An 11,463-nucleotide genomic window follows, 5' to 3' on the forward strand; every position below is an offset into this window, starting at 1 on the left:
GGCTGGTCCACGATGCAAGGGAGCGAGGATCGTCGATCCCCACGACCCAGCCGGAGCGGGGCGCTCAGCCCTTGCCCTGGGGTCCCCGCCCTTCGGCTCCGGCATAGAGCGCCTGGCTGCCCAGTTCGTCTGCGATGCGCAGCAGACGGTTGTACTTGGCCACCCGCTCGCTGCGGCTGAGGGAGCCCGTCTTGATCTGGCCGGCGCGGGTGGCCACGGCCAGGTCGGCGATGGTGGTGTCCTCGGTTTCGCCGCTGCGGTGGCTGATCACGCTGGTGTAGCCGGCCCGGCCGGCCAGATCGATCGCCTGCAGGGTTTCGGTGAGGGAGCCGATCTGGTTCACCTTGATCAGGATCGAGTTGGCGGTGCCCGCCTCGATGCCCCGCTGCAGGCGGGTGGTGTTGGTCACGAACAGGTCGTCGCCCACCAGCTGCACGCGGCCCCCGAGCCGCTCGGTGAGCAGGGCCCAGCCCTCCCAGTCGTCTTCGGCCAGGCCATCTTCGATCGAGACGATCGGGTACCTGCTGACCAGCGCCGCCAGCTGGTCCACCATCTCGGCCGCGGTGTAGCTGCCGCCGCCGAAGGCGTAGCGGCCGCCGGAGAAGAACTCGGTGCTGGCCACGTCGAGGGCGAGGGAGATCTGCTCCCCCGGCCGGTAGCCGGCCTTCTCGATCGCCGCCACCAGCAGATCGCCGGCCGCGTCGTTGCTGTGCAGATCGGGGGCGAACCCGCCCTCATCGCCCACCGCGGTCGAGAGACCCTCGGCGCCGAGCAGGCCCTTGAGGGTCTGGAACACTTCGGTGCCCATGCGCAGGGCCTCGCTGAAACTGGGGGCGCCGTGGGGCACCAGCATGAACTCCTGGAAGTCCAGGTTGTTGGTGGCGTGGGCCCCGCCGTTGATCACATTCATCAGCGGCACCGGCAACAGGGTGGCCATCGGTCCGCCCAGGTAGCGGTAGAGGGGAAGGCCGACACCATCGGCCGCGGCCCGCGCCACCGCCAGGCTGACCGCGAGAATGGCGTTGGCGCCCAGGGCCGATTTGTTGTCGCTGCCGTCCAACTCGATCATGGTCGTGTCCACGGCGATCTGCTCGAGGGCACTGAGGCCACAGAGGGCCGGCGCGATCTTCTCCTCGATGTTCGCCACTGCCTTCTGCACGCCCTTGCCGCCGAATCGGTGGCCCCCATCGCGCAGCTCATGGGCCTCGTGGGCGCCGGTGCTGGCCCCGCTGGGCACGATCGCGTGACCCTGGGCGCCGCCCTCAAGCCGCACCTCCGCCTCCACCGTGGGGGTGCCACGGGAGTCCAGCACCTCACGGGCCACGATGGAATCGATCACGAGGTCGAGGGTGTCGATCACGAAGGTGCCGGTCGTTCAAGCTTGCTGGGATCTTATGGGCGGCCCCGGCCCGGTCTGTTGTGGCCCTCGGCACCGTCCGGGGTTCGGATCCGTGGGCGGCCAGCCCCGACTCCAGCGGGTCCCCACCCCCGAAAGCTCAACGGTCAGAATCGTTCCATCACTCCAGGACCCCCCATCGATGCGATTGCTGCACACCATGCTCCGGGTGGGGGATCTGGAGCGGTCGCTCGCCTTCTACACCGAGGTGCTGGGCATGCGCCTGCTGCGCCGCAAGGCGTACCCCGCCGGACGCTTCACCCTGGCGTTTGTGGGGTATGGCGATGAACGCGACTCCAGCGTGCTGGAGCTCACCCACAACTGGGACATCGAGCGCTATGAGCTGGGCGAGGGCTTCGGCCACCTGGCCCTCGGTGTCGATGACATCCATTCCACCTGCGCCGGCATCGCCGCCCGGGGGGGACGGGTGGTGCGCGAACCGGGGCCGATGAAACATGGCAGCACCGTGATCGCCTTCGTGGAAGACCCGGACGGCTACAAGGTGGAGCTCATCCAGCTGTCTTCGAGGGCCGATGCGGCCTCCTGACCCAGTGCCCCAGGGCAGCCTCACCAGCGAACCCGACCGGTTCAGCGACGCGGCCTGGGATCTGCTGCTGGCCAGTCAGGACCATGCCCGCCGCTGGCGCCATGGCCAGCTGGACGTGGAGCACCTGCTGCAGGCGCTGTTCCAGGACCCCCGCCCGGAGAGCCCGCTGGCGAGCCTGCCCATCGACGGCGATCGCCTGCTCGATCGCCTGGAGACCTTCTGCGCCGAGCAGCCGTCCACGTCGTCCTCCGACCTGTTCATCGGCGACGCTCTGGAGGATCTGCTGGAGTCCGCCGACCGCCGTCGGGCCGCCTGGGGGTCGCGGTTGGTGGATCTCCCCCATCTGCTGCTGGCCCTGCTGGACGAACCCCGCCTCGGGGCGGAGCTGCTGGCCGACCAGGGCCTCAGCGAGGAGCGGCTGCTGCGCCTGCTGCGCCCCTCGGCCACGGACGACTGGATCGATTCGGCGGAACGGCCCGCGGCCCAGGCCACCGTCCGATCCACCACCCCGTCAGGCCCGCCCATCGCCGCCCGCTCGGCGATCCCGTCCCCGTCCCCATCCCCGCCCGCCCCGTCCCGTCCGGCCCGCTCCGCCCCCCCCGAGCCCGCCGCCAGCGAGCTGCGGCTGGAGGCCGAACCGTCGGCCCTCGTCCAGTACGGCCGCGACCTCACCGCGGCCGCCCGCGCAGGCCTGCTCGATCCGGTGATCGGCCGCGACACCGAGATCCGCCGTCTGATCCAGGTGCTCTCGCGCCGCGGCAAGAACAATCCGGTGCTGATCGGGGAACCCGGCGTGGGCAAGACCGCCATCGCTGAACGGCTGGCCCAGCGGATCGTGGCCGGCGAGGTGCCTGATGCCCTCAAGGGGCTGCGCCTGATCGCCCTCGACCTCGGCGCCCTGATCGCCGGCGCCAAGTTCCGCGGTCAGTTCGAGGAACGCCTGCGCAGCGTGCTGCAGGAGGTGAGCGAGGCGGAGGGCCGCAGCGGCGATGGAGGGGATGGCGGCGGCGTGATCCTGTTCATCGACGAACTGCACACGGTGGTCAGCTCCGACCGCTCCAATGCCGATGCCGGCAGCATCCTCAAACCGGCCCTGGCCCGCGGCGAGCTGCGCTGCATCGGCGCCACCACCCCCGAGGACTACCGCCGAACGGTGGAGAAGGATCCGGCCCTGAACCGGCGCTTCCAGCAGGTGGTGATCCGCGAACCGGCCCGGGAAGTGAGCATTGAGATCCTGCGGGGGCTCAAGGAGCGCTACGAGCTCCACCACGGCGTCACGATCACCGATGGGGCGCTGGTGGCGGCGGTGCGGCTGGCCGATCGCTACATCGCCGATCGCTGTCTGCCCGACAAGGCGATCGATCTGATCGATGAAGCCGCGGCCCAGCTGCGCATGGAGGTCACTTCCAAACCCCAGCCGGTCGAGGCGGCCGAGACGGAGCTGCGCCGGGTGGAACTGGCCCTGCTGGCGGCGGAGGCGTCCCCCCTGCCGGAACGGCTCACCCTGCAGGAGCAGCGCCGCACGGCCCTGGAGCGGCTGCAGGAGCTGCAGGGCCGCTGGCAGGCGGAGCGGGATCAGCTGGCCGAGCTGCGGGAGCTGTTGCAGCAGGACGAGGAGCTGCGGCTCGCCATCGCCGAAGCCGAGCGGGATGGCGAGTTCGAGGAGGCGGCCCGGCTGCGGGTCGATCAGCTGCACGGGGTGCAGCAACGCCGCTCCCAGCTGGAGGAGGAGCTGCTGGAGGATCAGCGGGGGGGGCTTTCGCTGCTGCGGGAGCAGGTGGAGCCGGGGGACATCGCCGACGTCGTCGCCCGCTGGACCGGGATCCCCGTGCAGCGGCTGCTGGCCGGGGAACGCCAGAAGCTGCTGGAGCTGGAAAGCCGGCTGGGGGAGCGGGTGATCGGTCAGCCGGAGGCGGTGGCGGCGGTGGCGGCCTCGATCCGGCGGGCCCGGGCCGGCATGCAGGATCCGCGCCGTCCGGTGGGCTCCTTTCTCTTTCTTGGTCCCACCGGCGTGGGCAAGACCGAGCTGGCCAAGGCGCTGGCGGCCGCCCTGTTCGATGAGGAGGACGCCCTGGTGCGGCTCGACATGAGCGAATTCATGGAGCGCAACGCCGTGGCCCGGCTGGTGGGGGCGCCCCCCGGGTATGTGGGGTACGAAGAGGGCGGCCAGCTCACCGAGGCCGTGCGCCGCCGCCCCTACGCCGTTCTGCTGCTCGATGAGGTGGAGAAGGCCCACCCCGAGGTGTTCAACCTGCTCCTGCAGGTGCTCGACGACGGTCGCCTCACCGATTCCCAGGGCCGCACCGTGGATTTCCGCCACACCGTGGTCGTGATGACCAGCAACCTGGCCAGCCGGGCCATTCTCGAGAGCGCCCGCAGCGGGGATGACTCCGGTCTGGAGGCGGCGGTGGAGCGCGCCCTCTCCGGCCAGTTCAGGCCCGAGTTCCTCAACCGGATCGACGAGGTGATCCGCTTCCGGCCTCTGGCCCCGGCCGATCTGGAGCGCATCGTGCGCCTGCAGGTGGCCGAGCTGGCCGCCCTGCTGCGGGAGCAGCGGCTGGAGCTGGAGGTGGACGCCGCCGTGGTCTCGCGCCTGGCGGAGCTGGGCTACGAACCGGAATTCGGGGCTCGCCCCCTGCGGCGGGTGCTGCGCCGCCGCATCGAGAACCCGCTGGCGACCGAGCTGCTGGAGGACCAGTTCCGGGCAGCCCGCGGCGTGCGGGTGAGCCTGGAGGGCGACGGCGATGGCCTCCGCTTTGACCCCCTCGCTCCGGGGGGCGATGGGGCTCCGGTAGGGTGATCGTTTGCCGGTACGCCAGAGCGAACCCCTGCGCCCGCCCCTGTGACCTCCCCCAGCCGCACTCCCGCTCCCCCCAGCCCCGATGACACGCTGCCGCAGGACCCCACTCCTGCGGCGGCCGCTGGCCCGGTCGGTTTCGTGGCGTCCACGCTCGAAGAACTGCGCAAGGTGGTCTGGCCGAGCCGCCAGCAACTGTTCAGTGAGTCGGTGGCGGTGATCCTGATGGTCAGCCTGTCGGCCGCCACCATCGCCGCGGTCGACCGTTTCTACAACTGGGCCTCCAGCCAGGTGTTCCCCTAGATCCGGTCATCCGCACCCGCGCCAGCCCGCCCGCCCCGCTCCCTCCCCCCGCCTCCCTGAGCACCCTCACTCCCCATTCCGTGTCCGAAGCCGATCTCGCCAGCCCCGCCATCGACGCCCCCGAGGAGCCCGGGCCGGAGCCGGCCGTGCTCGATCTCACGGCGCTGCCCCCCGATGGCGCCCCCGATGGCGCCGCGGACCCCTCCGCGGACGGGGCGGCCAAGCCCCAGGTGGCCCGCTGGTTCGCCGTGCAGGTGGCCTCCAGCTGCGAGAAGAAGGTGAAGGCCACCCTGGAGCAGCGGGCGATCACCCTCGGTGTCGACAACCGGATCCTTGAGATCGAGATCCCCCAGACCCCGGCGGTGAAGCTCAAGAAGGACGGCAGCCGTCAGGCCACCGAGGAGAAGGTCTTCCCCGGTTACGTGCTGGTACGGATGATCCTCGATGAGGACACGATGATGGCCGTGCGCAGCACCCCCAACGTGATCAACTTCGTCGGGCAGGAGGAGCGCCGCGCCACCGGCCGCGCCCGGGGCCACATCCGGCCGAGGCCCCTCTCCCGTCCGGAAGTGGAGCGCATCTTCAAGCGGGCGGCTGAGAAGAAGCCCGTCGTCAAGGTCGACATCGCTGAAGGGGACCAGATCCTGGTCACCGCCGGTCCGTTCAAGGACTTCCAGGGCGAGGTGATCGAGGTCTCCGGCGAGCGCAGCAAGCTGAAGGCCCTGCTCTCGATCTTCGGCCGCGAAACCCCGGTGGAACTCGAGTTCGCCCAGATCAGCAAACAGAGCTGATCCCCAGCGGCCGCCTCCCTGCGGAGGGCGGCCCCCGACGGGGGCACCGGCTTCGGTGCCCCCGTCCCACGTCGCCCCCTCCGGGTGGTGGCGATCCGCAGCTCTCCGTCCCGTAGTCCAGCCGATGGCCAAGAAAGTCGTTGCTGTTATCAAGCTGGCGCTCAATGCCGGCAAAGCCAATCCCGCGCCTCCGGTGGGTCCTGCCCTCGGTCAGCACGGGGTCAACATCATGGCGTTCTGCAAGGAGTACAACGCTCGGACCCAGGACAAGGCCGGCTATGTGATCCCGGTGGAAATCTCGGTCTTCGAAGACCGCAGCTTCACCTTCATCACCAAGACCCCCCCCGCCTCCGTGCTGATTTCCAAAGCAGCCGGCATCGAGAAGGGGGCCGCCACGTCGGCCAAGGGAAGCGTGGGAGCGATCAGCCGGGCCCAGCTCGAGGAGATCGCCAACACCAAGCTTCCCGACCTCAACTGCTCCAGCGTTGAGTCGGCCATGCGCATCATCGAAGGCACCGCCCGCAACATGGGCGTCGCCATCAGCGACTGAGGCTTCAGGGGGCCATCCCTCCCCGCCCGCGTCCTGTCCAGCCCTCCATTCACCCTCTCCGGGGGAGACGGACCACCACCGGCCATCCGCCGGTGCCAGCCCCGTCGTCCGCACCCCGATCCCAACCATGCCCAAGACCTCCAAGCGTTTCTCCGCCCTGCTCGAGACGGTCGAGGACCGTCCCTACGCCCCGCTCGAAGCCCTCGAACTGGTGAAGGCCAACGCCAACGCCAGATTCGATGAAACGATCGAAGCCCATGTGCGCCTGGGCATCGATCCCAAATACACCGACCAGCAGCTGCGCACCACCGTCGCCCTGCCCAACGGCACCGGCCAGTCGATCCGCATCGCCGTGATCGCCCGGGGCGAGAAGGTGGCCGCGGCCAAGGCCGCCGGCGCCGATCTGGCCGGCGATGATGAACTCGTCGACACGATCGCCTCCGGTCAGATCGACTTCGATCTGCTGATCGCCACGCCCGACATGATGCCGAAGGTGGCCAAGCTGGGCCGGGTGCTCGGCCCCCGTGGCCTGATGCCCAACCCCAAGGCCGGCACCGTGGCCACCGATCTGGAGGCCGCCATCAACGAGTTCAAGGCGGGCAAGCTCGAGTTCCGTGCCGATCGCACCGGCATCGTGCACGTGCGCTTCGGCAAGGCCAGCTTCAGCGTTGAGGCCCTGCTCGAGAACCTCAAGGCCCTTCAGGAAACGATCGATCGCCAGAAACCCAGTGGCGCCAAGGGTCGTTACTGGCGCAGCCTCTACGTGACCTCCTCGATGGGCCCGTCGATCTCCGTCGATTTCGCGGCCCTTCAGGACATCAAGCAGGAGTCCTGAGCGGGGCCGGAGTGCCGTTCTGTAGGATGGTGAACTGGCTACGGCCAGAGGGCACGCGCCCAACCCAAGACAGCAGGTCCGTCCGGATTCCGCTCGCCATTCGGCGGCTGCGGGTCCAGCCGTAAACCCTGCCGAGGTGTACGCGAAGGTTTTTGCCCACGGGGGTCCACAACCCCCCAGCGGCGGATCGTCACGCGGCCTCGTTCCGCCGAGCTCCGGTGTCTGCCGGCTCCCGGCTGGGTCGCGTGTCCGGCTTGTTCCCTCGATCCGTACCACTTCCATGGGCCGCACTCTCGAGAGCAAGCAACAGATCGTCGAAGAGCTCAAGGGGCTCCTCGGTGAGGCCGAGATGGCCCTGGTCCTCGATTACAAGGGCCTGTCCATCAAGGAGATGTCCGACCTGCGGACCCGTCTGCAGGCCGCCAGTGGCGTCTGCAAGGTGACCAAGAACACCTTGATGCGTCGGGCCATCGATGGCGACAGCTCCTGGTCCGACCTCGATTCCCTGCTCACCGGCACCAACGCCTTCGTCCTGATCAAGGGCGATGTGGGCGGTGCGGTGAAGGCCGTTCAGTCCTTCCAGAAGGACACGAAGAAGTCCGAAGTCAAAGGTGGCCTGTTCGAAGGCCAGCTCCTCACCCAGGACGACATCAAGGCCATCGGGGAGCTTCCCTCCAAGGAGGTACTCATGGCCCAGATCGCCGGTGCGATCCATGCCGTGGCCACCCAGTTGGCGGTTGGCCTCAACGAGGTTCCCTCCGGTCTCGCCCGCGCCCTGCGGCAGCACGCCGACGGCGAAGGCAGCTGAGCTCACCGCCCAGCTGTCCCCTCCACCCGGCACCGCCTTCCACCCCCCAGATCTGTTGCTGATTCTCAACCCACCATGACCACCAAGACCGACGACATTCTCGATTCGCTCAAGACCCTCTCCCTGCTGGAGGCCTCCGAGCTCGTCAAGCAGATCGAAGAGGCCTTCGGCGTCTCCGCCGCCGCATCCGCCGGCGTGGTGATGGCCGCCGCTCCCGCCGCCGCCGCCGAGGCGGTGGAAGAGCAGACCGAATTCGATCTGATCCTCGAGGGCTTTGATGCCGCCTCGAAGATCAAGGTGCTCAAGGCCGTCCGCGAGGCCACCGGCCTTGGCCTGGGCGAAGCCAAGGCCCTCGTGGAAGCGGCCCCCAAGGCCGTCAAGGAGGGCATCTCCAAGGACGAGGCCGAGGCCCTCAAGAAGGCCATCGAAGAGGTGGGCGGTAAGGTTTCCATCAAGTGAGCCTGCGCTGAAGGCGAACCGGAGCGTCCTGCCGGGGCCTCCGATCCCGACCCTCTCCCGCCGGCCCTTCGGGGCCGGCTTTTTCCTGGGCCGGTCCCAAGAAAAAACCCCCGCCGAAGGCGGGGGTTCGGAGGTGGAACGATTCCGGGAGTCTGTCCTCGTTTCGACCCTGGAAGAGCGTTCTGCACTCCTCACACGAATGAAAGGTAAGGGAGGATCCCGGGGAGCGGTTGGGGGTGGGGCCGCTGGTTCGACTGTCACTCCCGGAAGGGCACCACCTGCAGCGCGATCGGACCCGAGCCGAGCTTTCCGCCCCCGGCCGCATCAACGACCCCGTTCCCCAGGCCCCCCGGCTGGCCGCCACCCGCCTGGGCGATCAACTGGGCCAGGGGGGTGGCGTTGGCGAAATAGACGTGGCTGAGGGTCTGCTCACCGAAGACCCGCCGGCTCAGCTGCCAGTCCGGTTCGAGGCTGATCGCCACGAAGCCGTCGCGGTCCCGTCGGCTCACTGTGCCGCGGCCCACCAGCAGGGTGGCGGTTTCCAACGGACTCATGGCCTGCAACTGCAACTCCTCGCCCACCTGGCGCAGGCGCAACCGGTAACGGCTGGCCAGGTCCTGATCGGCCACCCGCAGGGAATAGCCGTTGCTGTCGATGTAACGGCTGCAGATTCCGGTGAAGTCGAAGCGGTTGAGGGCCGCGTCGATCAGGCCGTCGTCCCGGCTCTCCCAGCACAGCGGCCGGGGTTTGAGTTGCTCCAGCACCACCAGCGACCAGTCGGACTGCCCGATCGGCCGACCCAGAACCACGAAGTTGGCGCTGTCGAGCGGTTGACTGTCGAACACGCCCACTGCCCGTGCCAGGGGGGCACCCATCAGGGGAAGGCTGGCCACGGACAGGCCAAGGCCTGCCAGGGCCAGGTAGGTTCGCTGCATGGGGAAGTCTCCGCGGCCCGGAATCGGAACCAATGTCTACCGAACTTTTGCCCTGATGCCCAGTGGCTGCTGAGCCGTCGCGCGTGGTGGCGGCTACCTGCGACGGAGCCTGCAGCGGCAATCCGGGGCCCGGGGGCTGGGGCTGCCTGATCCGTTTCGAGGACGGATCGGTGCGGGAACTCGGTGGTGCCGCTGCCGACACCACCAACAACCGCATGGAGCTGACCGGAGCCCTGGCCCTGATGGAACACCTGAAGGACCTGCCGCTCCATCCCGACCTGCGCCTGCGCACCGACAGCCGCTACCTGATCGATGGCTACCAGAAATGGATGGCCGGCTGGAAGCGGCGCAGCTGGCGGACCGCCTCCGGGGGCCCGGTGCTCAACCGCGATCTGTGGGAGGCGCTGGATCGCTCCCGGCTTCCGGGCCTGGCCCTGGAGCACGTGCGCGGCCACAGCGGTGACCCCGACAACGAGCGGTGCGATGCGATTGCCGTGGCCTTTGCCCGGGGAGGGCGTCCCCTGCTGGCCCCCGGAGGCGGGGCGCCGCCGGGGGCGATCTCCCCAGGCTCGCCAGGTCCCACCGCCACCACCACCGATCCGGCGCCGGCCGGCCTGGTCGCCCTGCTCACCCGCCTGGAGCTGGCCGATCGTCTGGCCGCCGGCGCCTATGGGCTCAGTGCGGCCGAACTGGCCCAGCTCGTGGAACTCCCCCTCGCCCGCCTGCAGGAGCGGCCGGCCAGCTGGACCTGGCGCGACTGGCGGATCCATCGCCTTGAGGACGGCCGCTGGCGGCTCGAACGCCTCCCGGAGCCGGCCGGCGGCCGACCGGGGGAGGCGGCAGGATCGGCACTCCTGCCGGAGATGGCACCATGACAGCGGAGCGGGAGACAGCCAGCGCCGCCCTCTACCGGCGCTGGGTGGGGCCCCTGCTCGCCCGCGATGACGGGGCCGATGCCGAGCAGCTCAGCCGTCTCACCCTGACCGCCCTGGGTCAGGCCTCCCTGCGCCGGGACTGGCCCCTGGTGGCCGGCAGCCTGCGCGGGCTCGCCGCCGAGTTGCAGCGCCGCGACCTGCGTCTGGAGCAGACTCTCTTCGGCTGCCGGTTCGCCAATCCGGTCGGTCTCGCCGCCGGATTCGACAAGGACGCGGTCGCGGCGGCGATCTGGCCCCTGTTCGGGTTCGGGTTCGCCGAACTGGGCACCGTCACCTGGCACCCCCAGGCGGGGAACCCGCGCCCACGGCTGTTCCGTCTGGCCGAGGAGCGGGCGGCGCTCAACCGCATGGGTTTCAACAACGCCGGCGCCCTGGCGATGAAACGCACCCTGGAGCGTCAGCGCCTCCCCCCGCCCGGCCAGCGGGCTGCGGTGCTGGGCCTGAATCTGGGCAAATCCAGGATCACCTCCCTGGAGCTCGCCCCCGACGACTACGCCTCCTCGCTGGAGCTGCTGGCGCCGCTGGCGGATTACGCCGTCATCAACGTCAGTTCCCCCAACTCCCCCGGGCTCCGGGAGCTGCAGGATGCGGTGCAACTGCGGCGGCTGGTGGAGCGCCTGCGGCGCTTGCCGGCCTGTCCGCCGCTGCTGGTCAAGATCGCTCCCGATCTTGAGGATGAGGCGATCGACACGATCGCCCGTCTGGCCTACGAGGAGGGGCTGGCCGGGGTGATCGCGGTCAACACGAGCCTGAACCGATTCGGCCTGGAATCTCGGCGGCTGGCCGGCAGCGGACTCACTCTGGCCGAGGAGCCGGGGGGGTTGAGCGGCGCCCCCCTGCGGGGTCGGGCCCTGGAGGTGATCCGGCGCCTGCGCGCCACCGCGGGACCAGCCCTGCCCCTGATCGGCGTGGGGGGCATCGATTCTCCCCAGTCGGCCTGGGAGAGAATCACGGCCGGCGCCTCCCTGGTTCAGCTCTACACCGGCTGGATCTATCAGGGCCCCGCCCTGGTGCCGGAGATCCTCGAGGGTCTGCAGCAGCAGCTGGATCGCCATGGTTGCCGCCAGATCGGCGAGGCCGTCGGCAGTGGACTTCCGTGGCAATGAG

12 protein-coding genes are annotated in these 11,463 nt (G+C 69.6%); 10 read left to right on the plus strand and 2 right to left on the minus strand.

Annotation, left to right across the window (positions count from 1 at the left end):
• Positions 1 to 64: 64 nt before the first annotated feature.
• A complete protein-coding gene (gene eno / locus ACWJI7_RS03150; RefSeq protein ID WP_479935296.1) occupies positions 65 to 1,360 on the minus strand; it encodes a phosphopyruvate hydratase in 1,296 nt (431 codons plus the stop codon).
• Between the two features lie 178 nt (positions 1,361 to 1,538).
• On the opposite strand from eno, the gene gloA reads away from it, so the two are divergent.
• The 8 genes from gloA (at position 1,539) to rplL (ending at position 8,486) form a co-directional block, all read left to right on the plus strand.
• On the plus strand, positions 1,539 to 1,943 hold the full coding sequence (gene gloA, locus ACWJI7_RS03155) for a lactoylglutathione lyase (protein WP_479935298.1): 405 nt from the start codon (positions 1,539 to 1,541) through the stop codon (positions 1,941 to 1,943).
• Complete coding sequence (locus tag ACWJI7_RS03160) at positions 1,930 to 4,743, plus strand: ATP-dependent Clp protease ATP-binding subunit (protein WP_479935300.1); 2,814 nt, start codon at positions 1,930 to 1,932, stop codon at positions 4,741 to 4,743. Before gloA ends, ACWJI7_RS03160 begins: the two co-directional genes overlap by 14 nt.
• Positions 4,744 to 4,833: 90 nt before the next feature.
• Entirely contained in the window at positions 4,834 to 5,043 is a 210-nt protein-coding gene (gene secE, locus ACWJI7_RS03165; protein ID WP_479935621.1) for a preprotein translocase subunit SecE, read from the plus strand.
• A gap of 80 nt (positions 5,044 to 5,123) precedes the next feature.
• A complete protein-coding gene (nusG, locus tag ACWJI7_RS03170) occupies positions 5,124 to 5,834 on the plus strand; it encodes a transcription termination/antitermination protein NusG (RefSeq protein WP_479935302.1) in 711 nt (236 codons plus the stop codon).
• A 124-nt stretch (positions 5,835 to 5,958) separates the two neighbouring features.
• Positions 5,959 to 6,384, plus strand: a complete 426-nt coding sequence (rplK, locus tag ACWJI7_RS03175) for a 50S ribosomal protein L11 (protein WP_479935304.1) — start codon at positions 5,959 to 5,961, stop codon at positions 6,382 to 6,384.
• A gap of 127 nt (positions 6,385 to 6,511) precedes the next feature.
• On the plus strand, positions 6,512 to 7,219 hold the full coding sequence (gene rplA, locus ACWJI7_RS03180) for a 50S ribosomal protein L1 (RefSeq protein ID WP_479935306.1): 708 nt from the start codon (positions 6,512 to 6,514) through the stop codon (positions 7,217 to 7,219).
• Positions 7,220 to 7,499: 280 nt separating this feature from the next.
• Positions 7,500 to 8,027 (plus strand): 50S ribosomal protein L10, encoded by a 528-nt coding sequence (gene rplJ, locus ACWJI7_RS03185; protein ID WP_479935308.1) that lies wholly within the window; start codon positions 7,500 to 7,502, stop codon positions 8,025 to 8,027.
• A 75-nt stretch (positions 8,028 to 8,102) separates the two neighbouring features.
• Positions 8,103 to 8,486 (plus strand): 50S ribosomal protein L7/L12, encoded by a 384-nt coding sequence (rplL, locus tag ACWJI7_RS03190; protein WP_479935310.1) that lies wholly within the window; start codon positions 8,103 to 8,105, stop codon positions 8,484 to 8,486.
• A gap of 257 nt (positions 8,487 to 8,743) precedes the next feature.
• On the opposite strand, the gene ACWJI7_RS03195 is transcribed toward rplL, so the two are convergent.
• A complete protein-coding gene (locus ACWJI7_RS03195; protein ID WP_479935311.1) occupies positions 8,744 to 9,421 on the minus strand; it encodes a DUF3747 domain-containing protein in 678 nt (225 codons plus the stop codon).
• A gap of 83 nt (positions 9,422 to 9,504) precedes the next feature.
• Here ACWJI7_RS03195 and ACWJI7_RS03200 point away from each other — a divergent pair, with 83 nt between their 5' ends.
• Both ACWJI7_RS03200 and ACWJI7_RS03205 read left to right on the plus strand, forming a co-directional pair.
• Complete coding sequence (locus ACWJI7_RS03200) at positions 9,505 to 10,296, plus strand: ribonuclease H family protein (RefSeq protein WP_479935313.1); 792 nt, start codon at positions 9,505 to 9,507, stop codon at positions 10,294 to 10,296.
• Positions 10,293 to 11,462, plus strand: coding sequence for a quinone-dependent dihydroorotate dehydrogenase (locus tag ACWJI7_RS03205; RefSeq protein WP_479935315.1), 1,170 nt, complete (start codon positions 10,293 to 10,295; stop codon positions 11,460 to 11,462). The genes ACWJI7_RS03200 and ACWJI7_RS03205 overlap by 4 nt, the downstream gene beginning before the upstream one ends.
• Position 11,463: the final 1 nt, after the last annotated feature.

The organism is Cryptocyanus atlanticus LEGE 06306, assembly GCF_056633155.1.

Excerpts from the sequence above, each read along its gene's own strand:
- rplL (WP_479935310.1), top strand. The coding sequence starts at position 8,103 with ATGACCACCAAGACCGACGACATTCTCGATTCGCTCAAGACCCTCTCC.
- rplA (WP_479935306.1), top strand. The coding sequence starts at position 6,512 with ATGCCCAAGACCTCCAAGCGTTTCTCCGCCCTGCTCGAGACGGTCGAG.
- ACWJI7_RS03195 (WP_479935311.1), bottom strand. The coding sequence starts at position 9,421 with ATGCAGCGAACCTACCTGGCCCTGGCAGGCCTTGGCCTGTCCGTGGCC.
- ACWJI7_RS03160 (WP_479935300.1), top strand. The coding sequence starts at position 1,930 with ATGCGGCCTCCTGACCCAGTGCCCCAGGGCAGCCTCACCAGCGAACCC.
- ACWJI7_RS03205 (WP_479935315.1), top strand. The coding sequence starts at position 10,293 with ATGACAGCGGAGCGGGAGACAGCCAGCGCCGCCCTCTACCGGCGCTGG.
- rplK (WP_479935304.1), top strand. The coding sequence starts at position 5,959 with ATGGCCAAGAAAGTCGTTGCTGTTATCAAGCTGGCGCTCAATGCCGGC.
- gloA (WP_479935298.1), top strand. The coding sequence starts at position 1,539 with ATGCGATTGCTGCACACCATGCTCCGGGTGGGGGATCTGGAGCGGTCG.
- rplJ (WP_479935308.1), top strand. The coding sequence starts at position 7,500 with ATGGGCCGCACTCTCGAGAGCAAGCAACAGATCGTCGAAGAGCTCAAG.